Source organism: Actinoplanes sp. NPDC051470 (assembly GCF_040682035.1).
Lineage (GTDB): Bacteria > Actinomycetota > Actinomycetes > Mycobacteriales > Micromonosporaceae > Actinoplanes.
In genome coordinates this window covers 201764-226496 of sequence record NZ_JBFBAA010000002.1, presented here as the reverse complement: position 1 = coordinate 226496, position 24733 = coordinate 201764, and the positions used below count along the sequence as shown (strand labels likewise).

Sequence of the window (24733 nt, the reverse complement as noted above, 5' to 3'; positions counted from 1 at the left end):
AGAGGGCGAGGCGGGGTGGTGGCCCGCCTCGCCCGCCCGCCGTCCGTGCACCAGATCGATGTCCCATCACGCACGTCGACAGGAGCAAAGTATGGACACTGAGGATCCGGCGAAGCGAATGCTGGGCTTCCTGCGCGAGTACGCGCGGAAGTTCCTCAATTCCCGGCTGATGGATGAGCGTCGCTCGCTACCGCCGGCACTGGTCTCGGACTTCGCCGAGGTCGGTCTGCTGGGTCTTCAGATCCCCCGGAGCTACCAGGGCCAGGAACTGTCCCACTCGGACATGAACCGGGTCTTCACCCAGCTGGGCGCGATCGACGCCAATCTCGCGGTGCTCTGCGTCGTGCAGAACACGCTGGGCACCCCGCCGATCGTGCTGGCCGCGAACGAGGCGGTGAAGCAGGACGTGCTGCCGCGCCTGGCCACCGGGCGGGCGCTGACCACGAGCGCGATCAGCGAGCCGGGCATCGGCTCGCACGTCCGCGGGATGGACACGTCGGCCCGCCGGAACCCGGACGGCGGCTACACCATCAACGGCGCCAAGAAGTGGATCTCGCTGGGCGGCGACGCGCGGTACGTGAACGTCTTCGCGAAACTCCACGACGAGCACGGCCAGCCCCTGGGCATCACCGGTTTCCTGGTCGACAGCCGCACGCCCGGCTTCCAGGTCGGGCCGGAGATGCTGACGCTGGGCCTGCGCGCCCTCCCGCAGTACGACCTGGCCTTCGCCGACCTGCGGGTGCCGGCCTCGGCCCGGCTGGGCGACGAGGGATCCGGGGCGGCCATCGCCAAGACGGCGTTCATGGCCGGCCGGGTGGTGCTGGCCGCGAGCACGCTCGGCGCGGCGATGCGGTCGCTCGAGCTGGCCCAGCGCTTCGCCACCGGTCGTACGATCGCCACCGGCTCGATGGCCGAGAACGGCCGCATCCGGCAGATCCTGGCCGAGGCCGGCGCCGCCGTCCAGGCGGTCGAGGAGCTGCTCGCCCGCATCGCGGCGTGGCGCGACGCGGGTGAGGACGTCCCCGACGCCTGGTACTTCTGCGCGAAGATCCTCGGGTGTGAACTGGCCTGGAGCGCGGTCGACTCGGCTCTCCAGGTGATGGCGGCGCGAGGCTTCCTCGACACCAACACCGTCGGTCAGCACTTCCGCGACTTCCGGCTGTTCCGCATCTTCGAGGGCTCCACCGAGGCGATCACGGTCTACCTCGGCACCGTGATGCGCCGGAACCCGGCCGGCTTCCTGGCCCTGGTCGATCGGCTCCGGCCCGGAGCCGAGGTACGGGAGCTGGCCGGCCAGGTCGCGCAGCTGATCGCCGACCCGCCCGGCGACGCCGCGGCCCGGCACGTCCACGCGTCCGTGGTCGGCGACCTGGTCTGCTGGACGATGATGGCCATGGTGACCAGCGGCGCCGCCAGCCGGTCCCCGATGCACGCCTACACCGCCCTGTGGGCCGAGCGGCAGCTACGTGACCGCCTGCGCAGCGCGCCGTACGACCTCGACGAGCGGAGCCTGCCGACCGCGGCCGAGTTCGCCGACCATGTGGGCGGCTTCGGCGAGGCCATCGGTGACATCGACCAGAAGCGCTGGCCGGCCGAGGAGTGGCGGGCCGACCCGCTGCTGATCGGCTAGGACAGCCCCCGGAACCCGCGGCGGGCCGGCGGTTCGAGAGCCCCGCCGGCCCGCCGCGCTGTCCTCAGACGGCGCTGTTGTCAGGCCGCGCTGTCCTCAGGCCACGCTGTACGGCGCCGCCACGTCGAGGATCCAGGTGACGCCGAACCGGTCGGTCAGCAGGCCGAACGCGGGCGCCCACCGGGCCGGGCCGTAGGGCTCGACGATGGTGGCGTCCTTGGCCAGCTTCTCCCAGTAGCCGCCGACCTCCTCGACCGAGTCGCCGCGCACCGACAGGAAGAACGGCGAACCGGTCAGCGTCACGCCGTTCTCGCGGCTGGTCGGCGACGCCGGCGCGGGCGCGGGGCCGGCCTGGCCGGGCACGTCGTAGGCCATCACCCGGAAGCCGTTGTCGGCCGCCACCTGACCCCAGACGACCTTGTCGGCGTCCGGCGCGTCCTGGGGCAGGCCGAAGTCGCCGTACGCGATGACCATGATCTGGCCACCGAACACGGACTGGTAGAACTCCAGCGCCTCGCGGGCGTTGCCCCGGAAGTTGAGGTGCGTGGTGGTGGTGATGCTCATGACGACTCCGATCTCGTTTCTCGCTGACGGAAACAAAGATCGCAGCCATAGGTGCCAGGGTGTGGCCGCTACTTCACGAGAGCCAGGTAACCGTCCTCCAGGTTGGGCTCCACCGTCTCGGCGCCGGCGGCCGGGGACACCGGGGCCACGACGCGATAACGCATCCCGGCCGCGTGCGGCACCGCCGAGACGATCGTGCCGCCGGTCGGCGCCGGGCCGGCCGTGATCACCGACCAGACGCGGTCCGAGGCCCGCGAGGTCAGCTCCTCGACGGTGCCCCGGAAGACCAGGGCGCCCGAGGCCAGGACGGCCAGCTCGCGGCAGGTCTGGGCGACGTCGTCGACGATGTGGGTGCTCAGCAGCACGGTGCGGTCCCCGGCGAGCTGGGCCAGCAGGGTCCGGAAGCGGATCCGCTCCTCCGGGTCGAGGCCGGCCGTGGGCTCGTCCACGATGAGCAGCCGGGGGCCGGCGAGCAGCGCCTGCGCGATGCCGACCCGCCGGCGCATGCCCCCGGAGTAGCCCTTCAGCTTGCGGCCGGCGTCGCCGGCCAGCGCCACGATCTCGAGCACCTCGCCGACCCGGCGCCGCCGCTCGGTCCGGTCGTCGATGCCCTTGAGCAGGGCCACGTAGTCGAGGAACTCGCGGGCGCTCAGGTCCGGGTAGACGCCCAGCTCCTGCGGCAGGTAGCCGAGCACCCGCCGCACCGCGGCCCGCCCGGCCCGGGTGGTCACGTCGTGCTCACCCACCCGTACCGAACCTCCGGTCGGCCGCAGCAGACCGGCCAGGATCCGCATCAGCGTGGTCTTGCCGGCGCCGTTCGCGCCGAGCAGGCCGAACATGCCGGTCGGCACCTCCAGGCTCAGCCCGTCGAGCGCGGTCACCCCGCCCCGGTACCGCTTGGTCAGACGATCGATGTCGATGCGCAACGGAGGCTCCTAGCGACGAGGACGGACGGAGGCGGCGGCCAGCGCGAGCGCGGCCAGGACCAGCAGCACACCGATGGACAGCCAGGCGGTGACCGGGGTGGCCTCGGGGCGCAGGAAGTTCAGGGCGGCGCCGGGCACCGGGCCGGCGATCGTCTCGCCGCCGCGGATCCGGAAGCCGAGCAGCTCCTGCATCGGGTAGCTGCCGATCGGCGTGACGATGCTGTGGGCCAGGGTCGGCATGGTGTCCGGGGTGATCGAGTTGCCCCAGAACCAGTACCCGACGAACAGCACGCGGAACAGCGGCGCCGGCACGACGAGCGGGACGGCCAGCGCGAACGCCCCGACGAACAGCACCGCCGGCAGGAGCACGAGGGCGAAGGCGGCGAGGGCCCAGCCCAGGGCGGCGAAACGGCCCGAGGCGATCGCGTACGCCACGGCGAAGCCGAAGTAGGCCAGCGCGACCGGCGCGGTGACGGCGGCGCACACCCCGAGGTACTTGCCGGTCAGCCGGGCCACCGGGGACGCCGGGGTGGCGTCCAGGATCGCCGCCACGCCCAGCCGGTGGTCGCGGACGAGGCGGTCGGCGAGCAGGCACCCGTACGCGACCGGCAGGAAGATGTTGACCAGCAGCGCGCCCGAGAGCATGGTGCCCTTGGGGTCGTCCTGCCGGATCACCTCGCGCACCTGCTGTGACCCGACCGCCGCGAGCAGCACGACGATCACGCCCAGGCTGACCCACAGCGATCGCTTCCGCAGCATCATCCGCAGCTCGTACCGCGCGGCCGTGATCACTCGGACTCCTCTTGGTAGGAACGCCCCGACAACAGCCACCCGCCGGCCCCGAGCACCACCGCGGTGCCGATCAGGGTGAGCCGGTTGACCGCCCACTCCTCCGGCGCCGCGCCCTGGGTGGTGGCGAACAGGAACAGCTGTTTCATGACGAAGTGCTGCTGGAAGGCCCCGCCGAACAGCTGCTCGACCAGCCACAGCACGGCGACGATCCCGCTCGCGGCGGCCGGGATCCGCAGCGCCGCCCCGGCCAGCAGCCCGAACGCGCCCAGCCACAGTCCCGGCGCCAGCCAGGTGAGCTGGCCGGCGACCGGCCCGCGGGTTCCCGGCCAGCCGTCCGCCACCAGGAGAACCGCCGAGATGGCGACGGCCACCAGCGCCGTCCACGCGGCGATCACGGCCAGCCGGCGCATCAGCGTCGACCGGTACGCCGTCGGCATCGTGAACTGCAGCTCGGCCGCCGGGTCCCGCCCGGCCAGCGCGGCGGCGCCCAGCCCGGCGGTCAGTGGCAGGCCCAGCTCCAGGAAGACGAACAGGTTCCGCAGTGGATGGTCGGCCCAGGTGATGACGACGAGGGCGCCGGCCAGCAGCGGTGGGCCGAGGACGGGGGCCCGGCCGGCCCGGCGGATCTCATGCCGCCACAGAGCGAGTGGTCTCACGTCAGGTAGGTAGCGCGCGAGTGCCGCACGGGTTCACCGCGACCGGCCACGATCACCGCGGCCACCGTCAGCACACCCGCCACGAGGCCGGTGACCAGGTTGGTCGACCACACCACGCCGGTCAGGTCGACCAGCCAGCCGGCCTGGGCGAGCACGCTGCCGGACAGCGCCCGCAGCGACCACAGGGTCAGCGCGGCCCCGATCGCGAGGTCCGGGCCGAACCACACCACCAGCAGCAGGGACAGGGCCGACAGCAGGGCCATCGGGCCCAGCCAGGCCACGACCAGGGCCCAGATCCCGGCCACCGAGCCGCCCAGCAGCGCCACGACGGCCGACGCGGCCAGGGCCAGGATCAGGTCGTACCCGAAGACCAGGGTGAGCCGGATCAGCAGGATCAGCCGCTGCGCCGTCGGCGTCGCCGCCACCACCTCGAAGGCCGGGTCGTGCCGCGGCCCGTACACCCCGCTGACGCCGGCCGCGGCGACCACCGGCGCCACCAGGGCCAGCACGTCACCGGCCCCGCCGCCCTGCACCACGGCCAGGACCACGCCGAGCGCCATGACGAACGCCGACGCGACCAGCACCCGGACCCGGAGCAGCCGCAGCTCGGCCCGGACCAGATCAATATTCGGCCCTGATCCACCACGTGCCGGCGGGACGACGGGTGACAGCACGCTGCGCGCCAGCACGCGGCGGATCAGGGCCGGGCCCGGCGGGGTCACGTCCGGGTCGGCGGCGGCGGCGATGCCGGCCCAGGCGGCCAGGTCGGCCCGGCAGCCGTCGCAGCCGGCCAGGTGCGCGTCGACCGTCGCCCGCTCGGCCGGCGTGAGCGTGCCGGCCGCGTACTCCATCAACCGCTCGTTCATTCCGGAACTCCCTGGCGACTGAGCAACTGGGCCAGCCTGGCCCGCGCGTGGTGCAGGCGGCTCTTGACCGTCCCCACCGGAACACCGAGGACCTCGGCCGCGTCGGCGAGCGGCAGCCCCGCCACGAACACCAGCCCGATCACGTCCCGCTGATGGTCCGGCAGCCGCCCGATCGCCTCGGCCACCGGCGTCCCCCCGGCCGCGGCGATCGCCAGCTCGTCCGGTCCCGGCGTCCCATCGGGCCGATCAACAGCCTCGGCGGGTACGGGCGGAGCAACGTTCCGCAGCCGATTGTGCGCCTGCCGCCGAGCCACCCCGAACAGCCACGTGGTCACCCGCGCCCCGCCCGCGTAACTACCGGCCGACCGCCACACCGCGAGCATCGTGTCCTGCAGGATCTCCTCGGCCACCCCGCGGTCCCCGGCCAGCCGCAGCAGATATCCGAACAGCCGCCCCGAGTGCGCCTCGTACAGCCGCGTCAGCGCGGCACTGTCCCCCCGGGCCACCAGCCCGAGCAGCGCCGCGTCCACCTCGTCCGTACCCATCACCGGGTGAGTAGCGTCGCCCCGCGCCAAAGGTTCACCGCGCCTTCAGGAGGCCGGCGCCGCCTGACCGTCCACGAGCGTGTCCAGGTCGGTGAAGAAGTCCGGGTAGGTCTTGGCCACGCAGCCGGGGTCGCGGATCTCGATGCCGGGGACGCGCAGGCCCAGCAGGGCCAGGCTCATCGCCATGCGGTGGTCGTCGTAGGTCTCGAAGGCCACCGGCCGGGGCGTACCCGGGTTGATCGTGAAGCCGTCCTCGTCCTCGGTCGCGTCGATGCCGGCGCGGCGCAGTTCGGTGACCATGGCGGCGATGCGGTCGGTCTCCTTGCGGCGGATGAAGCCGATGCCCCGCACCCGGGTCGGCGAGGAGGCGAAGACGGCCACCGCGGCCAGCGTCTGCGCGGTGTCCGAGATGTCGGCCATGTCGACGTCGATGCCGTGCAGGGCGCCGGCCGACTCGACGGTGATCGAGTCCGCGCTCCGGGACACCGTGGCGCCCATCCGCGCGAGCACGTCGGCGAAGCGTACGTCGCCCTGCACGCTGTTCGCACCCAGCCCGGCCACCGTGACCCGCCCACCGGCGACGGCCGCCGCGCCCAGCAGGTAGGAGGCCGCGCTGGCGTCGGGCTCGATGTCGTAGGCGCGCGCCCGGTAGGCGCCGGGCTCGACCGTCAACCCCTCGACGGGTACGCCGAACGCGCCCATCACCGCCTTGGTGATCTCGACGTACGGCACCGACACGAGTTCCGAGGTCAGCGCCACCTCGAGCCCGTCGTGCATGAGCGGCCCGGCCATCAGCAGCCCGGAGAGGAACTGGCTGGAGACATTCCCGCTGACGTGCACCACGCCGCCGCGCATCGGGCCGCTGACCGCCGCGGGCAGGTAGCCGGGCTCGCCCAGCTCCTCGACCTTGGCGCCGGCCTGCCGCAGCGCCTCGAGGACGGGGCCGAACGGCCGGGCCCGCAGCTGCGCCGAGCCGTCGACGACCGTGCGGGAGCCGAACAGCGCCGCCGCGGGCAGCACGAACCGCGAGGTCGTGCCCGACTGCCGCGCGTCGATCACCGCACCGGCGACCGGGCCGGCGCCCCCGCGCACCGTGATCGTGCGCGCGTCCGGAGAAGCGTCGACGACGGCGCCCAGCGCCACGGCGGCGTCCATCATGGCCCGGGTGTCGTCCGCGAACAGCGCCCCGCCCAGCGTGGACACGCCGGGGGCCAGCGCCGCGCACAGCACCGCCCGGTTGGTGATGCTCTTGGAGCCGGGCGGACGCACGGCAGCGTCGAGCGGACGGACGGCTGGTCTCACCATGCGGGAGTCGGTCACGGGACAATTCTGCTGGCCACGGCTACCAGTGGGTAGGTGATTTTCCACATTGTGGGCGGAAAAGACGGCCGCGTAGGTTGGAGCCTGTGAAGTTCAAGCTGGACAGGCGCTCACTCATCATCGTGGCCGCCGTCGTCGTGGTGGGGTTCGCGCTGCTGGCCCGGGGCTGGAGCGGCGCGGGCGGCGCCCAGGAGCAGGCGCAGCCCCTCGACGCCGGGGCCAAGCAGGCCTGCGACGACTTCGAGGCCGGCCGCCGCGACGCGACCTCCTCGGCGAGCCGGCTCCAGCTGGCCGACAAGGTCGCGCTGTCGATCAAGGACACCGAGAACGACGCCGTCGCCGACGCCGCGCCCGCGCTCGGCCGCGACACCGACGACAACCGGCAGTGGCGGGTGCACGCCGACGCCTTCACCAAGACCTGCCGGCTCAACGGCTGGACGGCTCGCTAGCGGGCGGCGCGCCCCTCGGCGACCTGGCGGCCGTGCTCCGACTCGGGGTGGCGGTCGATCATCTCGCGGAGCGACGCGGCGTCGGTGTTCGCGCCGAACGTCTCGGCGCCGGGCTGCAGGCGTACCCCCTCGGCCAACGGCCCGGCCTGGACCGGGTCGAAGCCGAGCGCGTCGACGAAGGCCGCCACCGTCGCCAGCTCCGAAGCGGGGCCGGCCAGCGCGATCGCCCTACGGTCGGGCGCGCCCGGCGGCCGCGCCCCCGCTTCGAGATCGTGGTAGCCCATGTGGTTGAAGCCCTTCACCACCCGCGATTCCGGCAGGAAGGCCTGCACGATCTCGCTGGACGAGGTCCGCGGGTCGGTGAGGTCGTCGCGGACGCCGTCGATCTCCCACCAGTAGTTCATCGCGTCCACCACCAGCTTGCCGCGCAGCTGCTCGACCGGGACGGCCTGGTGCTTGCCCAGCGGCAGGGCCAGCACGACGATGTCGGCGCCCGCGGCCGCCTCGGCCGCGGTGACGGCCTTGGCGCCGGGCGTGAGGACGTCGACGATCAGCGCGATCCGGGCCGGGTCGCCGGAGCCGGCGATCAGCACCTGATAGCCGGCGGCGACGGCGAGCCGGGCCAGCACGGTGCCGACCTTGCCGGCGCCGAGGATGCCCACCGTGGTCATGGGTCAGCCCGCCAGGATGTCGCGGACCATCGGGATCACCTTCGAGCCGTACAGCTCGACCGCGCGGGTCCGGGCGCTGATCGGCTGGGGGCCGACCGTGTAGATCAGGTCGAAGCGGCCGACGTCGACCGCATTGACCGAGGCGGCGATGCGGCGGGCCACCGTCTCGGGCGAGCCCACGTAGAGCGAACCGTCCGCGACCTCGTTGTTGAACGCGATCCGGCTCATCGGCGGCCAGCCGCGCAGCTTGCCGATGCGGTCCATCTGCTCCTTGTAGGCCGGCCAGAAGATCTCCTTGGCCTGCTCGTCGGTGTCGGCGACGAAGCCGGGCGAGTGCATGCCGACCGGGTACGCCTGCGTCTCGAGCTGTTCGGTGGCCCGGCGGTAGAGGTCGACGTACGGGGCGAAGCGCGCGGCCTGCCCGCCGATGATGGCCAGCATGAGCCGCAGCCCGTGCTGGGCGGTGCGCACCACCGACTGCGGTGAGCCGCCGACGCCGACCCAGGTGGTCAGCCGGCCGGACTCGGTCTTCGGGAACACCTCGATGTCGTCGAGCGCCGCGCGGGTGGTGCCGCTCCAGGTCACCGGCTTCTCGTCGAGCAGCTTGACGAACAGGTCGAGCTTCTCCTCGAAGAGCACGTCGTAGTCGCTCAGGTCGTACCCGAACAGGGGGAACGACTCGGTGAACGACCCGCGTCCGAGGATGGCCTCGGCCCGCCCGTTCGAGATCGCGTCGACGGTGGCGAACCGCTGGAACACCCGCACCGGGTCGTCCGAGCTCAGCACGGTCACGCCCGAGGCCAGTCTGATGCGCTGGGTACGCCCGGCGATGCCGGCGAGGACCGTCTCGGGGCTGGAGATCGAGTATTCCGGGCGGTGGTGTTCGCCCAGCGCGATCCCGTCGACGCCGGTCTGGTCGGCGAGGACGGCCTCCTCGATCACCTGACGGATCGCGGCGGCCTGCGAGACGGGCTCTCCCGAGTCGCCCACCGGCACGTCGCCGAAGGTGTCGAGACCCATCACGAGGTTGCTGCTCATGGTTCCTGCCCTCCACTGGCTGACACGTCAACTAAAGCATGATGTAATTGACACGTCAAACACCGAGGGAGGCACGGTTATGCCCGGGACGCGACGGCTGCCCTCCCGCCACGAGCTGGCCATGTGGCGGGAGTTCATCGAGGCGACGGAGCTGCTGCGGACGGCGGTGGCGGCGCGCCTGCAGGAGGACACCGGCCTGTCCATGGGCGACTACACCGTGCTGCTGGCGCTGAGCGAGGCGGCGGACCGGCGCTACCGCTCCTCCGACCTGGCCGCGGCCATCGGCTGGGAACGCAGCCGCCTCTCCCACCACCTGGGCCGCATGGAACGGCGCGGCCTGATCCGCCGGGAACACTGCGATGCCGACAGCCGGGGCTCCTGGATCAGCCTGGAGCCGGCCGGCGACCGGGCCTTCCACGCCGCCACGGCGCCCCACCTGCGGGCCATCCGCGAACTGTTCGTGACCGCGCTCACCGATGAGCAGGTCGCCGCGGCCGGCGAGGTGGCCGCGGCCCTGCGCCGGCACCTCACCGGCTGACCGGTTTTCCTTCCGCCCCACGCTCGTTGATACTTTGTCGGCCACGGCGAAGGGATCGATGTGAGGCTGTTCAACGCGGTCGGTGTGCGGGTCGTCTCGGTCGGCCTGCTGGTGGCCGGTGTGGTCGGCGGGGTCCACCTCGCCGGGGTGCGCTCCGACCAGCGGCAGAGCGCCCACTCGCGGCTCGTGCTGCAGGCCGGCGAGGACGAGGCGCAGCTGCTGAACGCCCGGCAGAATCAGGTCGCCGCCGCCCGGGCCTGGGAGCGTCAGGCCGAGAGCCAGGCCGCGGTCCGGGCCGCCGCCGCGGCGAAGGACTCCGCGCGCCGGGCCCGGGCCGTCGAGAAGAAGGCCAAGGAGAAGAAGAAGACGCCGCCGAAGCCCACCAACGGCACGGTCCCCTACTCCGGGCCGATCCCGTCCTCCTGCACGGAGTACAGCGGCAACCGCAAGACCGGCTGCGCGCTGATGCTCGCCGGCGGCTTCGCGATCGACCAGTTCCCGTGCCTCGAGAAGCTGTGGAAGCACGAGAGCGGCTGGAACCACAAGGCCGAGAACAAGGGCAGCGGCGCGTACGGCATCCCGCAGGCCCTGCCCGGCAGCAAGATGGGGTCGATCGCCTCGGACTGGCGCACCAACCCGGCGACCCAGATCAAATGGGGCCTGGGGTACGTCAAGAAGCGCTACAAATCACCCTGCGGCGCGTGGTCCCACTTCCAGAGCGCGGGGAACTACTAGGGCCCACATCGTAAAGTATCGATCTATGCGTAGATTGATCGTGGCGGCGGCCGTCGCCCTGGTGACCCTGATCCCTGCCCCGGCGAACGCCGCGAACACCGGGTCGCGCGAGTGTGCGACCCCGTCGATCGACCGTTACCAGCAGTGGCTGGCCGCCGGCGAGGGCACCACCGTCCCGGCCACCGGCAGCATGCTGGTGCCCATCCACCACGGCCGTGACTACGCCGCCCGGATCACCTTCCTCAACGAGGAGTGGCACGTGGCCGTCCTCTGGCTGGGCAACCAGTTCGAGGCGCAGGCCGACCTGTCGCGGTCGGCCGGGTTCTGGCTGACGTACAGCGCGACCGACGATCTGTGGGTTCAGCTCCGCCCGGCCTCGCACTGGAGCGGCGGCGCCCAGTGGGCCACCGCGATCCCGTCCACCCACGGGCGCGTGGCGGCCCGGTTCTTCAGCCTGCGTCCCGGCGCCTGGACGTCGGTGCCCGAACTGGGTGAGCCCGCCCACCCGTTCGCCACCGCCCGCGGCGAGGCCCGGGGCCTGGTCTTCGTCGGCAAGACCGCCAACGAGCTCGACTTCCGTGGCCTCCGGGTCCACCGCTACACGCCGCCGTGCCTGTGAGAGGCTGGCCGGATGTCGATCACTCCGCTGCCCGCTGAGATCCTCGAGTTCCTCCGGAAGCCGAACCCCGCGGTGATGGCCACCCTCGCGGCCGACGGCCGGCCGGTGACCGTCGCCACCTGGTACCTGCTGGAGGACGACGGCCGGATCCTGCTCGGGCTCGACGCGTCCCGGGCCCGGATCAAGCACATGGAGAACGACCCGCGCGTCTCGCTGACCGTGCTGGCCGACGACTGGTACACCCACGTCAGCCTGCAGGGCCGGGTCGAGCCGTTCCGCGACGACGAGGGCCTGCGCGACATCGACCGGCTGTCACAGCACTACGGCGGCGCCCCCTACCCGAACCGGACCAGCCCCCGGGTCAGCACCCACCTGATCGTCGAGCGCCACCACGGCTGGGGCGCGCTGAAGGGCAGGTGACGCGTCAGGCCCGCGGGCGGGCGCGCAGGTAGAGGTTGGCCGGGAAGGTGGCGAAGGCCGCGCGCTCGGTCACCGGCGGGCCCGAGCGGTCGGGCGCCAGGTCGAACGCGCGGCCCAGCACCGACGTCACCATGGCCGCCTCGATCATGGCTGCGCCGCCAGTACGGGACGGGCGAGTTGATGCGCCGGGTGAAGGCCGGGAAGATCATCGGGATCCGGCTGTGCAGGCCCTCGCCGGTGGCTTCCAGCGAGTTCAGGTCGTAGCCCATGGCCAGCCCGGACGTCACGTCGAGGGTGTAGCGCATCATCCGGTCGAGCACGTCGATCCGCTCACCGGACGCGGCCATGTTCCCCCATTGGCGCAGCAGCCGCTCGGTGACCATGGTGATCGTGGCGAAGTACTGCCGCAGGTACGCGACGTTCAACGACTGGGTGGCCACCTTGCGGAGCCGCCGCCAGCGGTCACCCTCGGCGGTGAACACGCCCGGCAGGATGATCTCGTCGATGATCTCGGAGTTGCGCCGGTTGCGCTGGAAGGCGTCCGGGCGGCGGCGCAGGATCACATCGGCGTGCGCCGGGTCGGCCGTGACGATCACGGTGTTGCCGCCCAGGCGGACGCGGAAGGTCAGCCCGAACTCGTCGGTCCACCGCTCCAGCACCCGGTGTTGTTTCTGGCCCCGGCTGAGCTCCGGCACATTCCCGACGAACGGGAGAGGCTTGGGTCCGGGAAGGGTGCTCACGCTCTCGGGCATGTCACCCAGTGTCCCCATCGGAGGCCGCACGGTTCCACCCTTCTGCCCCGATCGGCGGTCGATGCTGCCCGGCGGGGTCAGGCGCGTGCGCGTACCCGGAGGTGGAGGTTGGCCGGGAACACCGTGAAGGCCATCCGTTCCTCGACCGGGCCGGCCGTGTGGTCCGGGATGAAGTCGAAGGCGCGGGCGAGCACCGAGGTCACGATCGACGCCTCGATCATGGCCAGGTTGCGGCCGGGGCAGAAGCGCGGCCCGTTGCCGAACGGCGCGAACGGCAGCGCCTCGGTCTTCACGGCGCCGTCCAGCCAGCGCGAGGGGCGGAACTGGTCCGGGTCGGGGAAGCGGGCGGTGTCACGCCGAGCGCCGTACGAGGTCAGCAGAAAGAGCGTGGTGCCTTCGGCGAGGAACAGGTCGCCGAGCGTCATGTCGTGTTTGGTCTCGACACCGAGGTACGGCGCGACCGGACGCAGCCGCAGCACCTCGTTGACCACCGCCTCGGCGTACTTCAGCCGGCCCACCGTGCCCGGGTCGGTGGGCAGCCGCTGGTCACCGAGCACCTCGTCGGCCTCGGCCCGGACCTTCTCGTGGACGTCCGGGTTCTCGGCCAGATAGTGCAGCGCCCACGCCGCGGTCGACGAGGTGGTGTCCTCCCCGGCCAGCAGCATGGTCAGCACGTTCCCGAAGACCTCGTCGTCGGTGATCCCGGGCTCGTTCTCGATCGGCTTCACCAGCGCCTCGAGGAAGTTCGACGGCGGTTCGCCCGCGGCCACCCGTACCCTCGCCTCCGCGAAGCGCTCCTTGACGATCGCCTCGATCTCGCCGACCGTGCCGTCGAGCCGCCGGTCCTGCGGCAACTTGACGTAGCGCCAGTACGGGAAAGCCGCGTTGATGCGCCGGGAGAACGCGGGGAACAGCATCGGGACCCGGCTGTGCAGGCCCTCGCCGGTGTTCTCCAGCGCGTTCAGGTCGTGGCCCATCGCCAGCCCGGACGTCACGTCGAGGGTGTAGCGCATCATCCGGTCGAGCACGTCGATGGACTCACCGCTCCCGGCGGCGGTCTCCCACTGCCTCAGCAGGCGCTCGGTGACCATGGTGATCGTGGTGAAGTACTGCCGCAGGTAGGCCACGTTCAACGACTGCGCGGCGACCTTGCGCAGGCGGCGCCACTTGTCGTCCTCGGCGGTGAACACGCCGTGCGCGGCGATCTCGTCGATCACGTCGGACACCCGCGCGCTACGCCGGAAGGCATCCGGACGCTTGCGCAGCGCCACGTCCACGATCGCCGGGTCGGCGGTGCCGATGACGTCGCTGCCGCCGAGGCGGAACCGGAAGGTCGGCCCGAACTCGTCGGCCCACCGGTCGAGCACCCGGTGGGAAACCTGGCCCCGGACGAACTCGGCCAGGTTGCCCACGAGGGGAAGCGGTCGGGGTCCGGCGAGGGCGCTCACGGTCGTAGCCATGCCGCCCAGTGTCCTCGTCGGACAGCTGCTCGGAAAGTCGGAAATTCGACTATTCGCCGAACTTGAGCTCCGCGCCGGCCGCCTTGCACGCGGCTTCGACATCGCTCGCCGCCTTGGTCAGGGCATCGCCGTCGGCCGCCTTGGCCGGGTCGGCGGCGGCCGAGGCCTTCTTGAGCTCCGTACCCATGACCTGGAGATCCTTGGCGACCTTGCTGTCGCCGCCGCCCGACGCCTCGGTCAGCCCGCCGGCGAAGTCCTCGAGGTACTTCCGGTAGCTGGCCGAGGTCTGGGCCTCGCCCGACTTGATCCCGGCGAGCAGGTCGTCCTTGAACTTCACCCCGGCCTTCTGCGCCGTCTCGCACCGTTCCTTGTCGCTCTTCGCCGCGCCGCCGGTCGCGGCCGGAGGGGCCGAGGTGACCAGGGACGAGGTGGCGGGCGCGGGGCCCGACGGCGCGGAGCTCGGGGCGCCGGCCGGCGTCTCGTCGCCACAGGCGGCCAGGCCGAACGCGGTCACGGCGACACATGCCAGTGATGCGGTACGAATAAGCTTCACGGCCGGGGACCGTAGCCGATGCCCGCCGGGTCGGCGACCCCGTTCACCGCGATCGCGGGGTCAGCAACCCGCGGTGGAAGGCCTCGGTGACCGCGGCGGCTCGATCGTTGACGTTCAACTTGGCATAGATGTTGAGCAGGTGGGACTTGATCGTCGCCTCGGTGAGGAAGAGCCGCGCCGCGGCCGACTTGTTCGAGGCGCCGGCCGCCACCAGCTCCAGCACCTCCAGCTCGCGCCGGCTGAGCGGGCCGGGCGCGGGCTTCCGGACCCGGTTCATCAGCAGCGCGGCCACCGACGGCGCCAGCACCGACTCGCCGCGGGCGGCGGCCCGGACGGCACGCAGCAACTCGTCGCGGGGCGCGTCCTTGAGCACGTAGCCGATGGCGCCGGCCTCGATCGCGGGCAGCACGTCGCTGTCCGTGTCGTACGTGGTCAGCACCAAGACCCGGGCATCCTCGAGGTTCGCGATGGCCTGCACGCCGTCCATGCCGGGCATCCGGAGGTCCATCAGAACCACGTCGGGTCGCAGCTCGTCGAAGAGGCGCACCGCCTCGGCCCCGTCGGACGCCTCGCCCAGCACCTCGAACCCCGGGTCACGGGCGAACATGCTGCTCAGGCCGTCCCGCACGACCGGGTGATCGTCGACGATGAGCAGCTTGACCGGGCTCACGTGGGCACCCGGGCCGAGATGCCCGTGCCGGCGCCCGGCTCGGACTCGACCGCCAGCGTGCCGGCCACACCGGCGATCCGCTCCCGCATGGCCGTCAGGCCGTAGCCGCCGGACCGCCTGGCCGGCTCGAAGCCCACGCCGTCGTCCCGCACGTCCAGCGCCATCTCCGCCTCCAGGAACGACAGGGTCACGCCGACCCGGGTCGCCCGCGCGTGTCTGGCCACGTTGGCCAGCGCCTCCTGCACGATGCGCAGCAGGGCCGTCTCGACCTCGGCGCCCAGCGCGAACGGCGTACCCGTCGTGGTGACCTGGACCGGGATGTCGTGCCGGGCCGACCACCGCTCGGCGACCCCGGACACCGCCTCGCCCAGGCGCGCCGAGGTCAGCGGCTCCGGGCGCAGCGCGTCCACCGACCGCCGCGCCTCGGTCAGGCTCTCCCGGGCCAGGTCGATCGCGGCAGTGGTGTGCCGGCGGCGCTGCCCGGGGTCGTCATCGAGGTGCTCGGCCGCCCGCAACTGGGTGACGATGCCGGTCAGGCCCTGGGCCAGGGTGTCGTGGATCTCCCGGGCCAGGCGCCGGCGTTCCTCCTGCACACCGGCGTTGCGGGCCCGCACGACCAGTTGCTCCTGGAGCGCGGCGTTCTCGGCCTTGGATCGTTCCAGGCGCCGCTCGTACCAGGCGAACGCGCACATCGGGCCGGCGTTCCCGGCGATCACGGCGACCCAGATGAGTACGCCGAGCAGCGTGGTGCGGTCCACGCCGTACGTCTGGGCGGTGGCCGCCACCACCGCCACCGCGCCCACCGCGATCGGCCGCCGCAGCTTGAACGCTCGGACATAGAGCACCGGCGTGAAGAACCCGAACCACGCGGCCGGGACCACCAGAACGCCGGTGGTCAGGACGAGCGCGGCCAGGAACACCGGTCGCCGCAGCGGCAGCAGCACGGCCGGCAGGCCACAGAGGACCAGCTCCCACGAGACACCGTGGACATGCGCGGTGACCCCGGTCAGCACCGCCAGGAGGGCGTAGGCACCGATCGTCACGGACATCACTCTATGGACAGCGCGTGCCGGAAGACGCCCCGCGGATCCCACGTGGCCTTGATCCGGCGCAGCCGCGGGTAGTTGTCGCCGTGGTAGAGCCGCTGGGCCGGGATGCCCGAGGTGTTCCAGGCCGGGTCGGCCAGGTCGGCGTCGGCGTAGTTGATGTACGAACCGTCCGGCGGCACGCCTCCGCTGGTGGCGTACACGTCGCGGTAGAACTCCCGCACCCAGGCCAGACTGGTCGCGTCGTCGGCCTCGTTCGCCCAGACCGTCTGGTAGACCACCTTCATCACCGCGTCCCGCTGCGCGATGGCGGTCGCCGGGGCGCGTACCGCGCCGACCTGACCGCCGTACCCGATGAGCAGCATCCCCGCCTGTGGTCCGCCGCTGTCGTTGGTCAGGTGCCGGTAGATCGTGGCGAGCTGCGCCTCGGTGTAGCCGCGCGTCAGGTAGCCGGCCTTGATCTTGTAACGCCGGGTCACCACGTCGCCCGCCTCGCCGCTGCCCGGCCAGGTCATCCGGTGCAGCCAGGACAGCGTGTCGCGCTGCTCGAAGACCGGCGTCAGGCCGGTGCCGGCGGTCACCGCGGCGATGAACTCGCTCATCCGGCCGGCGATGCCCGGCAGGTCGGCGTCGGCCTGCACGACCAGCATGACCGTCCCGCCGGAGCGGTGCGAGGGCTGCAAGATCCCGTAGACTCCCTGGTACGCGGAGCCGGGCGCGCTGTGGCGTTCGTGCCAAGCGCCGAAGTTGCGCAGCAGCCCGGTGAACGAGGTCTCGGTGAGCTGTTCCCACGACCAGAAGAGCACGTGCTGGAGCATGTTCTGCGGCGACGGCGGCAGTTCGCTCTCCATGTTCTCGGAGCGCAGCCAATAGCGGGTGACCACGCCGAAATTACCGCCGCCCCCACCGGTGTGCGCCCACCACAGGTCGCGGTTCGGGTCGTCCGGCTCGCGGGTGGCGACCACCCTGCGGGCCCGGCCGTCCCGGTCGGCCACCACGACCTCGACGCCGTGGAGGTGATCGACCACCGAGCCGTAGCGCCGGGACAGCGGCCCGTATCCCCCGCCCACGATGTGCCCGCCCGCACCGACCCCGGGGCAGCCGCCGCCCGGGACGGTCACGCCCCACCCCTTGAACAGCGCCCGGTACACCTCGCCGAGCGTGGCGCCGGGCTCCACGAAGAACGCTCGCCGCCGCTCGTCGTAGCCGACCCCGTTCATCGGCCCGAGGTCGAGGAGCATCCGGACGTCGGGGCCGGCGGTCAGATTCTCGAAACAATGACCACCGCTGCGTACGGCGATCCGCTTGTCGCCACGCACCGCGTCCGACACCGCCCCCACCACCTGGTCGGCGTTCGTGGCCACGCGGATCTCGTCCGGCCGCCCCGCGAACCTGAAGTTGTTGCCGCGCAACAGGTTCTCGTATCGCCGGTCGCCCGGCCGGATCGCGACCGCCGGCGGTGTGGTGCGGAGCTTGGCCGGCGGGATGCCCGCCGCCAACGCTCCCGTTGCGGCCAGGACCGTGCGTCGGCTCAGATTCATGCCCCTCAGCCTCGCGGCCGGAGCGCGCCCGCACATCGACCCGGCTACCGGTCCGGCGGCTGAGCCGTCCCCTCAACCGGATGGCTGAGTCACTCCACCGTGACCGAGAACTCGTTGCCGTCCGGGTCGGTCATCGTGGTGTCGTCGAGCCGGGTCGCGCCGAGCGAGACGAGCCGCTCGACCTCCGCGGCCGACGCCACCAGCTCGAAGCGCGGCTCGCGCCCGCTCTTCGGGTTGAGGGGCGGCCCGCCCCACGAGATCTTCGTGCCGCCCTCAGGCGACTGGATCGCGGTCTCCTGGTCCTGATCCCAGACCAGCGGCCAGCTCAGCGCCGCGCTCCAGAAGAGCCCCACCTCCCGCGTCCCGTCGCAGGCCACCGCCCCGATGAACCCGGTGCCGGCCAGGAAGTTGTTGCCCGGTTCGATGACGTCGAACTCGTTGCCCTCGGGGTCGGCCAGCACCACGTGCTTCTCCTCGGGGAGCTGGCCCACATCGATGTGCCGGGCGCCGGCCTTGATCGCCCGGTCCACGATCGCCTCCTGATCGTCCGGCGACGTGCTGGTCAGGTCGAAGTGCATGCGGTTGTGGCCGGCCTTCTCGGCCGCCGACGGCCGGAACCGGACCGGGAAGGGCGGGCCGGCCGGGTCGCGGCCGAGAACCACGGTCCAGAACCGTTCGAGGCGTTCCGGGTCATGCGCGCCGAAACAGAAGGCGGACAGCTGAGACGTCATCACCGGAGCCTAGGTCCTGTCGCAAATTCAATCCCAGTCGTTTTGCCCCGGAAGCGAATTTGAGACAGGACCTAGGAGCGGGCCGGGCCGCCCGCAGCCGAGTTACCGGGCCAGCGCCTCGGTCGGGGCCAGCCGGGCCGCTCGCGCGGCCGGGTAGAGCCCGGCGACCACGCCGACCAGGATGGTCGCGGCCAGGCCGCCGCCCAGGGCCCACGGCGGCAGGGCCACCGGCCAGGAGCGCCACCACGACCAGCCCGCGGTGACCAGGGCGCCGGTCGCCGCGCCGGCCAGGCCGCCGACCGTGGAGAGCAGCAGGGACTCGGTCAGGAACTGCTGGCCGATGTGCGCGCCGGTGGCGCCCAGGGCGCGGCGCAGGCCGATCTCGCCACGCCGTTCCAGGACCGAGATGACCATCGTGTTGGCCACACCCACGCCGCCCACCAGCAGGGCCACCGCGCCCAGGCCGAGCAGCAGGCCGTTCAGGGCCGAGTCGGTGGCCCGGGCGGCGGCCAGCGCGTCGGACGGGCGGGACACCTTCACCTCGTTGGGGGCGGCCGGGTTGACGGTGGGGCCGAGCAGGCGGCGGACCTGCTCGACGGCCGCCTCGTCGGACCGCGTGTAGAGCATGGTCGGGTGGCCGTCGAAGCCGAGCCGGGTGGTGGCGGTCGACCAGTCGACCAGCGCGGCCGAGTCGAGCTCGGGGGCCAGCGGCGCGGCGGCGAGGATGCCCACCACCGAGAACCACTGGCCGCCCAGCCACAGCCGTTGGCCGGGGGCGTGGACGCCGAGCCGCTCGGCCGCGCCGGCGCCGAGCACCACCGCGGGCGAGCCGGGTTTGGTGGTGGTGAGCCAGCGGCCGCGGGCCAGCCGCGCCTCCAGGGTGGCGAGCAGGTCGGGGCGGGCGGCCAGCACGGTGACGCTGCTGGACTCGGCCACCGGGATGTACTCGTTGCGGTAGACCTTGGCGTCCAGCTTGCCGGTGGCGCTGACCGACCGCACCGCGGCGATCCGGCCGGCCATCGCGGGCGACTCGGGCGGCAGGACCGCCGCGTCGCCACCGAAGGTCTCGCCGGGCGTCACGGTGAGCAGGTTGGTGCCCAGGGCGGCCAGGGACCGGTCCAGGTCGGCCCGGCTGGAGGCCGAGATGCCGACGACCGCGAGCATCGCCGCGATGCCGATCGCGATCCCGGCCGCCGAGAGCACCATGCGCATCGGGCGGGCCCGCAGGCCGGCGGCGCCGAGGCGGAGGATGTCGGCCGCGGCCAGGCGTGCCGGCCGCATCAGCTCACCAGCTTTCCGTCGCGCAGCGCGATGCGCCGGGGCAGGGCGGCCGCGAGGTCTCGGTCGTGGGTGATCACGACCGTGGTCGTGCCGGCGCGATGCAGGTCGCGCAGCAGGCCCATGACCGCCGTGCCGGAGGCGGAGTCCAGGTTGCCGGTCGGCTCGTCGGCGAGCAGCAGGGCCGGGGCGGCGACCACCGCGCGGGCGATCGCGACCCGTTGCCGCTCGCCGCCGGACATCTCGTGCGGCCGGTGCCGGGCGCGGTGCCCGAGGCCGACCTGGTCCAGCGCGACCCGGGCGCGGTCCCGGCGCTCGCCGCGGCGCACGCCGGTGTAGAGCAGGCCGTCGGCCACGTTGTCCAGGGCGGACACCCCAGCGGCCAGGTGGAACTGCTGGAAGACGAAGCCGATGGTACGGGCGCGGAGGGTGGACAGCGCCCGGTCCTTGAGCGTGGCGATGTCGTGCCCGGCGATGCGCACCGCGCCGGCCGACGGGCGGTCGAGCGCCCCGAGCAGGTGCAGCATCGTCGACTTGCCGGAGCCGGACGGCCCGACCACGGCCAGCATCTCGCCCGCCTCGACCGACAGCGACACGTCGTCCAGGGCGGTCACCCCGCCCGGATAGACCTTGTGGACGTTGCTCATCGTGATCACGCCGGCATCCCCACCGTCATGCCCTCGGCCAGGCCGGCCCCGCGTACCTCGACCTTGCCGTCGGCGAACAACCCCACCTCGACCGGCAGGAACCGGGTCCCGCCGCCCTCGACCACCTCCAGCCCGTAGCCGCCCTCGGCCAGCGCGACCAGCGCGGCGACGGGCACGGTGAGCACGTTCTTGCGGCGCTCGCTGACGTACGTCGCGGTGACCGGCCCTTCGCGCAGCTTGCCGAGCGGGGCGCCGTCATCCAGCGCGACGGTGACCGGGACCGTGGGCTCCTCCCCCGGATCCTTCGGCTCGGCCTTCGCGCCGATCGACGTCACGGTGCCGGGCGTCTCCTTGCCGTTGGGCAGCGTGACCGTGACCTTGACGCCGGCCTGCGCCCAACCGGCCTGGTCCGCCTCCAGTTTGACCGTGACCACCGACCCGGCCCGGGTGTACGTCAGCACCTCGCCGGTGGCCGGCGCTCCCGGGCGCACCTTGAGAGCGGCCACCCGGATCGCGTCGTCGGCCACCACCAGCCACGACGGGTCGACCACCCCGGTCTCCTTCCGGCCCAGATCCTTCTGCCACCGCCGCACGGCCTTGGCGGTCAGCGCGGTGTACTCGTCGTCGGCCGTGAAGCCGTCGTAGCCGAGGTCGCGCAGGTTGCGTTCCAGCAGGGCCACGTCCGGGCCCTCGAGACCCGGACGCAGCTCGCGGTACATCGGCAGCGGCCCGTAGAGCAGGACGACCGGAAGGTTGTCGGCGCGCAGCACGGTGCCGCCGCGCTTGACGGTCGCGCCGGCCTTGGGGAGCCAGGTGACCGTGCCGGGGGCCTTGGCGGCGATCGGCACCTCCTCGCCGTACCCGAGCTCGCCGTCGACCGTGACCGAACCCGACAACGTCTCGCGCTCGACCGTCGTGGTGGCCGCTGGTCCGGGTGAGGTACCGGTCGCCGGGCCGGGATGGCGCAGCACGACCGCCGCCGTGCCCGCTCCGGCCAGCGCGACCACGGCCGTGGTCACCCCGATGACGGTTCGGCGGCCCATCAGCCCACCTGGATGGCCGGCATGGTGCCGCCGCACTTCTTGGTGGCCGCCAGCATCTTGTCCCGGCTCAGCGGAACACTCGGGTCCATCGGCACCGCGCCGGTCTCCGGGTCGGGGTCGGGGAAGTTGGGCAGCCCGTTCTCCCGGAAGCATTTGGCCTGCGCGCGAGACTTCTCCAGCTCTTCCGCCGACGGCTTCGGCGGGTCGCCGGCCGCGCCGACCGGGAGCAGGTCACGGCACTTCTCCGAGGCGGCCTCGATCGTCTTCATCTCGGGCGAGCCGACCTTCATCGCGGGCAGGCCGGGCATGCCCTCGCCGGTCGGGTCGGGCATGTCGACGCCGTTGGCGCGCATGCATTTCGCGTACGCCCGCATCTGCGTCACCTGGTCGGCCGACGCCGACGGGGCGGGCGCGGCTCGGTCCTCGGTTCCGGAACAACCCCCGAGCGCGAAGGTCACCAGCAGCAGGGGCACAACGAATCGCTTCATGCCGCCCAGCACACCGGGTCGCCCGTAAGATCATCATCAGCGCCGGCGCTTACAGCTTTCTTACTGCTCGACCGGTAACCATGTCCCGATGCGGGTACTGATCGCCGAGGACGAGGTCGTGATGGCGGAGGCGATCGCCGAGGGCCTCCGCCTCCAGGCCCTGGCCGTGGACACGGTCCACGACGGCGACGCGGCGCTGCAGCGGCTGGCCGTCAACGAGTACGACGTGCTGGTGCTCGACCGTGACCTGCCCCGCGTGCACGGCGACGACGTGTGCCGGGCGGTGGCCGGTGGCGAGGTACGCATCCTGATGCTCACCGCCGCCGGTGAGCTCACCGACCGGGTGCACGGCCTGGGCCTGGGCGCCGACGACTACCTGGCCAAACCGTTCGCGTTCGCCGAACTGGTGGCCCGGGTGCGGGCCCTCGGCCGCCGGGCCCGGCCGGCCGCGCCACCGGTGCTGGAACGCGCCGGGATCCGGCTCGACCCGGCCCACCGCGAGGTCTTCCGGGACGGGCGGGTCGTCGGCCTGTCGCGCAAGGAGTTCGCCGTGCTCGAGGAGCTGCTGCGGGCCGCCGGCGCCGTGGTCAGCACCGAGCAGCTGCTGGAACGCGCCTGGGACGAGAACACCGACCCGTTCACCAACGTCGTCCGGGTCGTCGTGATGACGCTCCGCCGCAAGCTCGGGCCACCGCAGGTGGTCGAGACGATCACCGGAGTGGGGTACCAGATCCGATGAGCCACCGCTGGACCGTCCGCCTGCGCCTGACCGTCCTCTACGGAGGCCTGTTCATGCTGGCCGGGGCGATACTGCTGACGATCACCTACCTGCTCCTGGCCCAGGCGCTGAACCGGCAGCCGGTCAGCCAGACGGCGGTGCTGGCCATCGCCGAGATCCCGGCGACCCGGGCGGGCGCTCCGGCCTACCCGGCGTCGGGCGACTCCGTGCCGCTGGACGACGTCGCGCTTCGGCGGGGCGAGGTGCCGCAGCTGACCACGGCCCAGCAGGTCGATCTGATGAAGAGCGCCGAGGTGGCCCGGAAGATCCAGGTCGACTTCCGCTCGGCGACCCTGAAGTCGCTGCTCCAGCAGGGTGGCCTGGCGCTGGGCGGGGTCGCGGTGGCCGGCGTGTGCCTGGCCTGGTTCGCGGCCGGGCGTACGCTGCGCCCGCTGAACGAGATCACCGCCGCCGCGCGCCGGGTCGCCGACCGCAACCTGCACGAACGCATCGGCATGACCGGACCCCGCGACGAGCTCCGCCGCCTCGCCGACACCTTCGACGACATGCTGGCCCGGCTCGACGCGGCGTTCGCGGCGCAGCGCCGGTTCGCCGCCAACGCCTCGCACGAGCTGCGGACCCCGCTCGCGATCAACCGCACGCTGATCGAGGTCGCGCTCACCCACCCCGACCCCTCCCCCGACGTACGCCGGCTCGGCGAGACCCTGCTCGTGATCAACGCCCGGCACGAGCGCCTGATCGACGGCCTGCTGCTGCTCGCCCGCGGCGACCAGGAGCTGGCCGACCCGGTCCCGCTCGACCTGGCCGACGTCGTCACCCACGTCGCGGCGATCCACGAGGTCACCGACGTGTCGACCGCGCCGGCCCCGATCACCGGCGACCCCGTGCTGCTCGAACGCATGGTGCAGAACCTGGTCGAGAACGCGGTCGCCTACAACGTTCCCGGCGGCTCGGTGTCGGTGACCTGCACGCCGGGCACGCTGACCGTGACCAACACCGGCCCGGTGATCGCGGCGTACGAGGTGCCGCGTTTGTTCGAGCCGTTCCAGCGCCTCACCGACCGGGTGGGCTCATCCACCGGCACCGGCCTGGGCCTGTCGATCGTCCGGGCGGTGGCCCGCGCCCACGGCGGCACGGTGACCGCGTCGCCGCTCCCGTCCGGCGGCCTCACCGTGACCGTCAGCTTCCCCGGGACCGCTACCCGGTGACGACGCGCGCCACCCCGGCGTAGTGCGACACGGCGACGCCGTCGGCGCGCCACCGGGAACAGGTGACCACGCCCGGGTCGAGCAGGTCGAGCCCGGCGAAGAACGCCTCCACGCCGGCCCGGTCGCGCAGCCGCATCTCGGCGCCGCCGGTCGAGTTCCACAGGCGTACCGCCTCGCTCATCGCCTCGCCGTGCACCTCGGTGGTCGGGTGCGAGACGACCAGGTAGCTGCCGGCCGGCACGGCGTCGATCAGCCGCCGCAGAACGGCCCGCGCCTCGTCGTCGCCGATGATGAAGTTCAGGACGCCGAGCAGCATGATCGCGACCGGCTCCCCGAGGTCCAGCGTCCGGCTCGCGGCGGTCAGGATCGTCCCCGGATCGCGCAGGTCGGCCTCGACGTAGTCCGAGGCGCCCTCGCCGGTGCTGGTCAGCAAGGCACGGGCCTGGGTGAGCACGAGCGGGTCGCTGTCCACGTAGACGACCCGCGCGCCCGGGACCACCCGTTGGGCCACCTCGTGGGTGTTGTTCGCGGTGGGCAGCCCGCTGCCGATGTCGAGGAACTGCCGGACACGCGCCTCGCCGGCCAGGAAGGTGACCGCCCGGGCCAGGAACTCCCGGTCGGCCCGGGCCGAGGTCACCAGGTCAGGAACCACGGCCAGGATCTGCTCGCCGGCCACCCGGTCGGACTCGAAGTTGTCCGTGCCCTGCAACCAGTAGTTCCAGATCCGGGCGCTGTGCGGAATTCCACTGTCGAGGATCACAGGGCGGCACTCTAGCGTCTGAGGGCGGTTGGCTCAGCTGGTCAGGTG

At 72.6% G+C, this 24733-nt stretch carries 29 protein-coding genes; 8 read left to right on the top strand and 21 right to left on the bottom strand.

The window, feature by feature from the left end:
* The first annotated feature begins 91 nt into the window (after nt 1–91).
* On the top strand, nt 92–1630 hold the full coding sequence (locus AB0M54_RS06140) for an acyl-CoA dehydrogenase family protein (RefSeq protein WP_364469447.1): 1539 nt from the start codon (nt 92–94) through the stop codon (nt 1628–1630).
* Between the two features lie 96 nt (nt 1631–1726).
* Here AB0M54_RS06140 and AB0M54_RS06135 read toward each other — a convergent pair whose 3' ends face one another.
* The 7 genes from AB0M54_RS06135 to aroA form a co-directional block, all read right to left on the bottom strand.
* Nucleotides 1727–2194, bottom strand: a complete 468-nt coding sequence (locus tag AB0M54_RS06135) for a VOC family protein (protein ID WP_364469445.1) — start codon at nt 2192–2194, stop codon at nt 1727–1729.
* Nucleotides 2195–2262: 68 nt separating this feature from the next.
* Nucleotides 2263–3120 (bottom strand): ABC transporter ATP-binding protein, encoded by an 858-nt coding sequence (locus AB0M54_RS06130; RefSeq protein WP_364469443.1) that lies wholly within the window; start codon nt 3118–3120, stop codon nt 2263–2265.
* Between the two features lie 9 nt (nt 3121–3129).
* The gene (locus AB0M54_RS06125; RefSeq protein WP_364469441.1) at nt 3130–3912 is read right to left on the bottom strand and encodes a hypothetical protein; all 783 of its coding nucleotides are present in this window, start codon (nt 3910–3912) and stop codon (nt 3130–3132) included.
* Nucleotides 3909–4568: a hypothetical protein gene (locus tag AB0M54_RS06120; RefSeq protein ID WP_364469439.1), complete on the bottom strand. Its 660-nt coding sequence runs from the start codon at nt 4566–4568 to the stop codon at nt 3909–3911. The genes AB0M54_RS06125 and AB0M54_RS06120 overlap by 4 nt, the downstream gene beginning before the upstream one ends.
* Nucleotides 4565–5434, bottom strand: a complete 870-nt coding sequence (locus AB0M54_RS06115) for a zf-HC2 domain-containing protein (RefSeq protein ID WP_364469437.1) — start codon at nt 5432–5434, stop codon at nt 4565–4567. Before AB0M54_RS06115 ends, AB0M54_RS06120 begins: the two co-directional genes overlap by 4 nt.
* Nucleotides 5431–5979 carry an RNA polymerase sigma factor gene (locus AB0M54_RS06110; protein WP_364469435.1) on the bottom strand — a complete coding sequence of 183 codons (549 nt, stop codon included), beginning with the start codon at nt 5977–5979 and terminating at the stop codon, nt 5431–5433. The genes AB0M54_RS06115 and AB0M54_RS06110 overlap by 4 nt, the downstream gene beginning before the upstream one ends.
* A gap of 45 nt (nt 5980–6024) precedes the next feature.
* Nucleotides 6025–7299, bottom strand: coding sequence for a 3-phosphoshikimate 1-carboxyvinyltransferase (gene aroA, locus AB0M54_RS06105; protein WP_364469433.1), 1275 nt, complete (start codon nt 7297–7299; stop codon nt 6025–6027).
* An 86-nt stretch (nt 7300–7385) separates the two neighbouring features.
* On the opposite strand from aroA, the gene AB0M54_RS06100 reads away from it, so the two are divergent.
* Complete coding sequence (locus AB0M54_RS06100; protein WP_364469431.1) at nt 7386–7748, top strand: hypothetical protein; 363 nt, start codon at nt 7386–7388, stop codon at nt 7746–7748.
* Here AB0M54_RS06100 and AB0M54_RS06095 read toward each other — a convergent pair.
* Nucleotides 7745–8419, bottom strand: a complete 675-nt coding sequence (locus AB0M54_RS06095; RefSeq protein ID WP_364469429.1) for an NAD(P)-binding domain-containing protein — start codon at nt 8417–8419, stop codon at nt 7745–7747. The genes AB0M54_RS06100 and AB0M54_RS06095 overlap by 4 nt on opposite strands.
* Nucleotides 8420–8422: 3 nt before the next feature.
* The gene (locus AB0M54_RS06090) at nt 8423–9457 is read right to left on the bottom strand and encodes an LLM class flavin-dependent oxidoreductase (RefSeq protein ID WP_364469427.1); all 1035 of its coding nucleotides are present in this window, start codon (nt 9455–9457) and stop codon (nt 8423–8425) included.
* 79 nt (nt 9458–9536) lie between these two features.
* Between AB0M54_RS06090 and AB0M54_RS06085 the strand changes: the two genes are divergently transcribed.
* Genes AB0M54_RS06085 through AB0M54_RS06070 form a run of 4 tightly spaced genes read left to right on the top strand, consistent with a single transcriptional unit; the run spans nt 9537 to nt 11769 of the window.
* On the top strand, nt 9537–9995 hold the full coding sequence (locus tag AB0M54_RS06085; RefSeq protein ID WP_364320091.1) for a MarR family transcriptional regulator: 459 nt from the start codon (nt 9537–9539) through the stop codon (nt 9993–9995).
* Nucleotides 9996–10055: 60 nt separating this feature from the next.
* Nucleotides 10056–10730 carry a transglycosylase SLT domain-containing protein gene (locus AB0M54_RS06080; RefSeq protein WP_364469425.1) on the top strand — a complete coding sequence of 225 codons (675 nt, stop codon included), beginning with the start codon at nt 10056–10058 and terminating at the stop codon, nt 10728–10730.
* A gap of 25 nt (nt 10731–10755) precedes the next feature.
* Nucleotides 10756–11349 (top strand): hypothetical protein, encoded by a 594-nt coding sequence (locus AB0M54_RS06075; protein ID WP_364320088.1) that lies wholly within the window; start codon nt 10756–10758, stop codon nt 11347–11349.
* 12 nt (nt 11350–11361) lie between these two features.
* Nucleotides 11362–11769, top strand: a complete 408-nt coding sequence (locus tag AB0M54_RS06070) for a TIGR03618 family F420-dependent PPOX class oxidoreductase (RefSeq protein WP_364320086.1) — start codon at nt 11362–11364, stop codon at nt 11767–11769.
* On the opposite strand, the gene AB0M54_RS06065 is transcribed toward AB0M54_RS06070, so the two are convergent.
* The 11 genes from AB0M54_RS06065 to AB0M54_RS06015 form a co-directional block, all read right to left on the bottom strand.
* The gene (locus AB0M54_RS06065; protein ID WP_364469423.1) at nt 11685–12521 is read right to left on the bottom strand and encodes a cytochrome P450; all 837 of its coding nucleotides are present in this window, start codon (nt 12519–12521) and stop codon (nt 11685–11687) included. The two genes, AB0M54_RS06070 and AB0M54_RS06065, sit on opposite strands and share 85 nt — an antisense overlap.
* Before the next feature lie 77 nt (nt 12522–12598).
* Complete coding sequence (locus AB0M54_RS06060; protein ID WP_364469421.1) at nt 12599–13981, bottom strand: cytochrome P450; 1383 nt, start codon at nt 13979–13981, stop codon at nt 12599–12601.
* 49 nt (nt 13982–14030) lie between these two features.
* Nucleotides 14031–14495 carry a hypothetical protein gene (locus AB0M54_RS06055; protein WP_364469419.1) on the bottom strand — a complete coding sequence of 155 codons (465 nt, stop codon included), beginning with the start codon at nt 14493–14495 and terminating at the stop codon, nt 14031–14033.
* 82 nt (nt 14496–14577) lie between these two features.
* Nucleotides 14578–15204 (bottom strand): response regulator transcription factor, encoded by a 627-nt coding sequence (locus AB0M54_RS06050; RefSeq protein WP_364320078.1) that lies wholly within the window; start codon nt 15202–15204, stop codon nt 14578–14580.
* Nucleotides 15201–16247 (bottom strand): sensor histidine kinase, encoded by a 1047-nt coding sequence (locus AB0M54_RS06045; RefSeq protein WP_364469417.1) that lies wholly within the window; start codon nt 16245–16247, stop codon nt 15201–15203. Before AB0M54_RS06045 ends, AB0M54_RS06050 begins: the two co-directional genes overlap by 4 nt.
* A 5-nt stretch (nt 16248–16252) precedes the next feature.
* Entirely contained in the window at nt 16253–17791 is a 1539-nt protein-coding gene (locus AB0M54_RS06040; protein WP_364469415.1) for an FAD-binding oxidoreductase, read from the bottom strand.
* Nucleotides 17792–17880: 89 nt separating this feature from the next.
* A complete protein-coding gene (locus AB0M54_RS06035; RefSeq protein WP_364469413.1) occupies nt 17881–18522 on the bottom strand; it encodes a VOC family protein in 642 nt (213 codons plus the stop codon).
* Between the two features lie 102 nt (nt 18523–18624).
* Entirely contained in the window at nt 18625–19803 is a 1179-nt protein-coding gene (locus AB0M54_RS06030; protein ID WP_364320070.1) for an ABC transporter permease, read from the bottom strand.
* The gene (locus AB0M54_RS06025) at nt 19803–20456 is read right to left on the bottom strand and encodes an ABC transporter ATP-binding protein (RefSeq protein ID WP_364320068.1); all 654 of its coding nucleotides are present in this window, start codon (nt 20454–20456) and stop codon (nt 19803–19805) included. The genes AB0M54_RS06030 and AB0M54_RS06025 overlap by 1 nt, the downstream gene beginning before the upstream one ends.
* Nucleotides 20453–21490 carry a peptidoglycan-binding protein gene (locus AB0M54_RS06020; RefSeq protein ID WP_364469411.1) on the bottom strand — a complete coding sequence of 346 codons (1038 nt, stop codon included), beginning with the start codon at nt 21488–21490 and terminating at the stop codon, nt 20453–20455. The genes AB0M54_RS06025 and AB0M54_RS06020 overlap by 4 nt, the downstream gene beginning before the upstream one ends.
* Entirely contained in the window at nt 21490–21978 is a 489-nt protein-coding gene (locus AB0M54_RS06015) for a hypothetical protein (RefSeq protein ID WP_364320064.1), read from the bottom strand. The genes AB0M54_RS06020 and AB0M54_RS06015 overlap by 1 nt, the downstream gene beginning before the upstream one ends.
* A gap of 88 nt (nt 21979–22066) precedes the next feature.
* On the opposite strand from AB0M54_RS06015, the gene AB0M54_RS06010 reads away from it, so the two are divergent.
* A complete protein-coding gene (locus tag AB0M54_RS06010; RefSeq protein ID WP_364320062.1) occupies nt 22067–22717 on the top strand; it encodes a response regulator transcription factor in 651 nt (216 codons plus the stop codon).
* Nucleotides 22714–23925 (top strand): ATP-binding protein, encoded by a 1212-nt coding sequence (locus AB0M54_RS06005; RefSeq protein WP_364320060.1) that lies wholly within the window; start codon nt 22714–22716, stop codon nt 23923–23925. The genes AB0M54_RS06010 and AB0M54_RS06005 overlap by 4 nt, the downstream gene beginning before the upstream one ends.
* On the opposite strand, the gene AB0M54_RS06000 is transcribed toward AB0M54_RS06005, so the two are convergent.
* Nucleotides 23915–24685: an SAM-dependent methyltransferase gene (locus AB0M54_RS06000; protein ID WP_364469410.1), complete on the bottom strand. Its 771-nt coding sequence runs from the start codon at nt 24683–24685 to the stop codon at nt 23915–23917. The two genes, AB0M54_RS06005 and AB0M54_RS06000, sit on opposite strands and share 11 nt — an antisense overlap.
* Nucleotides 24686–24733: the final 48 nt, after the last annotated feature.

Excerpts from the sequence above, each read along its gene's own strand:
- AB0M54_RS06040 (WP_364469415.1), bottom strand. The coding sequence starts at position 17,791 with ATGAATCTGAGCCGACGCACGGTCCTGGCCGCAACGGGAGCGTTGGCG.
- AB0M54_RS06085 (WP_364320091.1), top strand. The coding sequence starts at position 9,537 with ATGCCCGGGACGCGACGGCTGCCCTCCCGCCACGAGCTGGCCATGTGG.
- AB0M54_RS06020 (WP_364469411.1), bottom strand. The coding sequence starts at position 21,490 with ATGGGCCGCCGAACCGTCATCGGGGTGACCACGGCCGTGGTCGCGCTG.
- AB0M54_RS06135 (WP_364469445.1), bottom strand. The coding sequence starts at position 2,194 with ATGAGCATCACCACCACCACGCACCTCAACTTCCGGGGCAACGCCCGC.
- AB0M54_RS06110 (WP_364469435.1), bottom strand. The coding sequence starts at position 5,979 with ATGGGTACGGACGAGGTGGACGCGGCGCTGCTCGGGCTGGTGGCCCGG.
- AB0M54_RS06015 (WP_364320064.1), bottom strand. The coding sequence starts at position 21,978 with ATGAAGCGATTCGTTGTGCCCCTGCTGCTGGTGACCTTCGCGCTCGGG.
- AB0M54_RS06090 (WP_364469427.1), bottom strand. The coding sequence starts at position 9,457 with ATGAGCAGCAACCTCGTGATGGGTCTCGACACCTTCGGCGACGTGCCG.
- AB0M54_RS06005 (WP_364320060.1), top strand. The coding sequence starts at position 22,714 with ATGAGCCACCGCTGGACCGTCCGCCTGCGCCTGACCGTCCTCTACGGA.
- AB0M54_RS06070 (WP_364320086.1), top strand. The coding sequence starts at position 11,362 with ATGTCGATCACTCCGCTGCCCGCTGAGATCCTCGAGTTCCTCCGGAAG.
- AB0M54_RS06115 (WP_364469437.1), bottom strand. The coding sequence starts at position 5,434 with ATGAACGAGCGGTTGATGGAGTACGCGGCCGGCACGCTCACGCCGGCC.
- AB0M54_RS06010 (WP_364320062.1), top strand. The coding sequence starts at position 22,067 with ATGCGGGTACTGATCGCCGAGGACGAGGTCGTGATGGCGGAGGCGATC.
- AB0M54_RS06075 (WP_364320088.1), top strand. The coding sequence starts at position 10,756 with ATGCGTAGATTGATCGTGGCGGCGGCCGTCGCCCTGGTGACCCTGATC.
- AB0M54_RS06140 (WP_364469447.1), top strand. The coding sequence starts at position 92 with ATGGACACTGAGGATCCGGCGAAGCGAATGCTGGGCTTCCTGCGCGAG.
- AB0M54_RS06030 (WP_364320070.1), bottom strand. The coding sequence starts at position 19,803 with ATGCGGCCGGCACGCCTGGCCGCGGCCGACATCCTCCGCCTCGGCGCC.
- AB0M54_RS06035 (WP_364469413.1), bottom strand. The coding sequence starts at position 18,522 with ATGACGTCTCAGCTGTCCGCCTTCTGTTTCGGCGCGCATGACCCGGAA.
- AB0M54_RS06060 (WP_364469421.1), bottom strand. The coding sequence starts at position 13,981 with ATGGCTACGACCGTGAGCGCCCTCGCCGGACCCCGACCGCTTCCCCTC.
- AB0M54_RS06065 (WP_364469423.1), bottom strand. The coding sequence starts at position 12,521 with ATGCCCGAGAGCGTGAGCACCCTTCCCGGACCCAAGCCTCTCCCGTTC.
- AB0M54_RS06095 (WP_364469429.1), bottom strand. The coding sequence starts at position 8,419 with ATGACCACGGTGGGCATCCTCGGCGCCGGCAAGGTCGGCACCGTGCTG.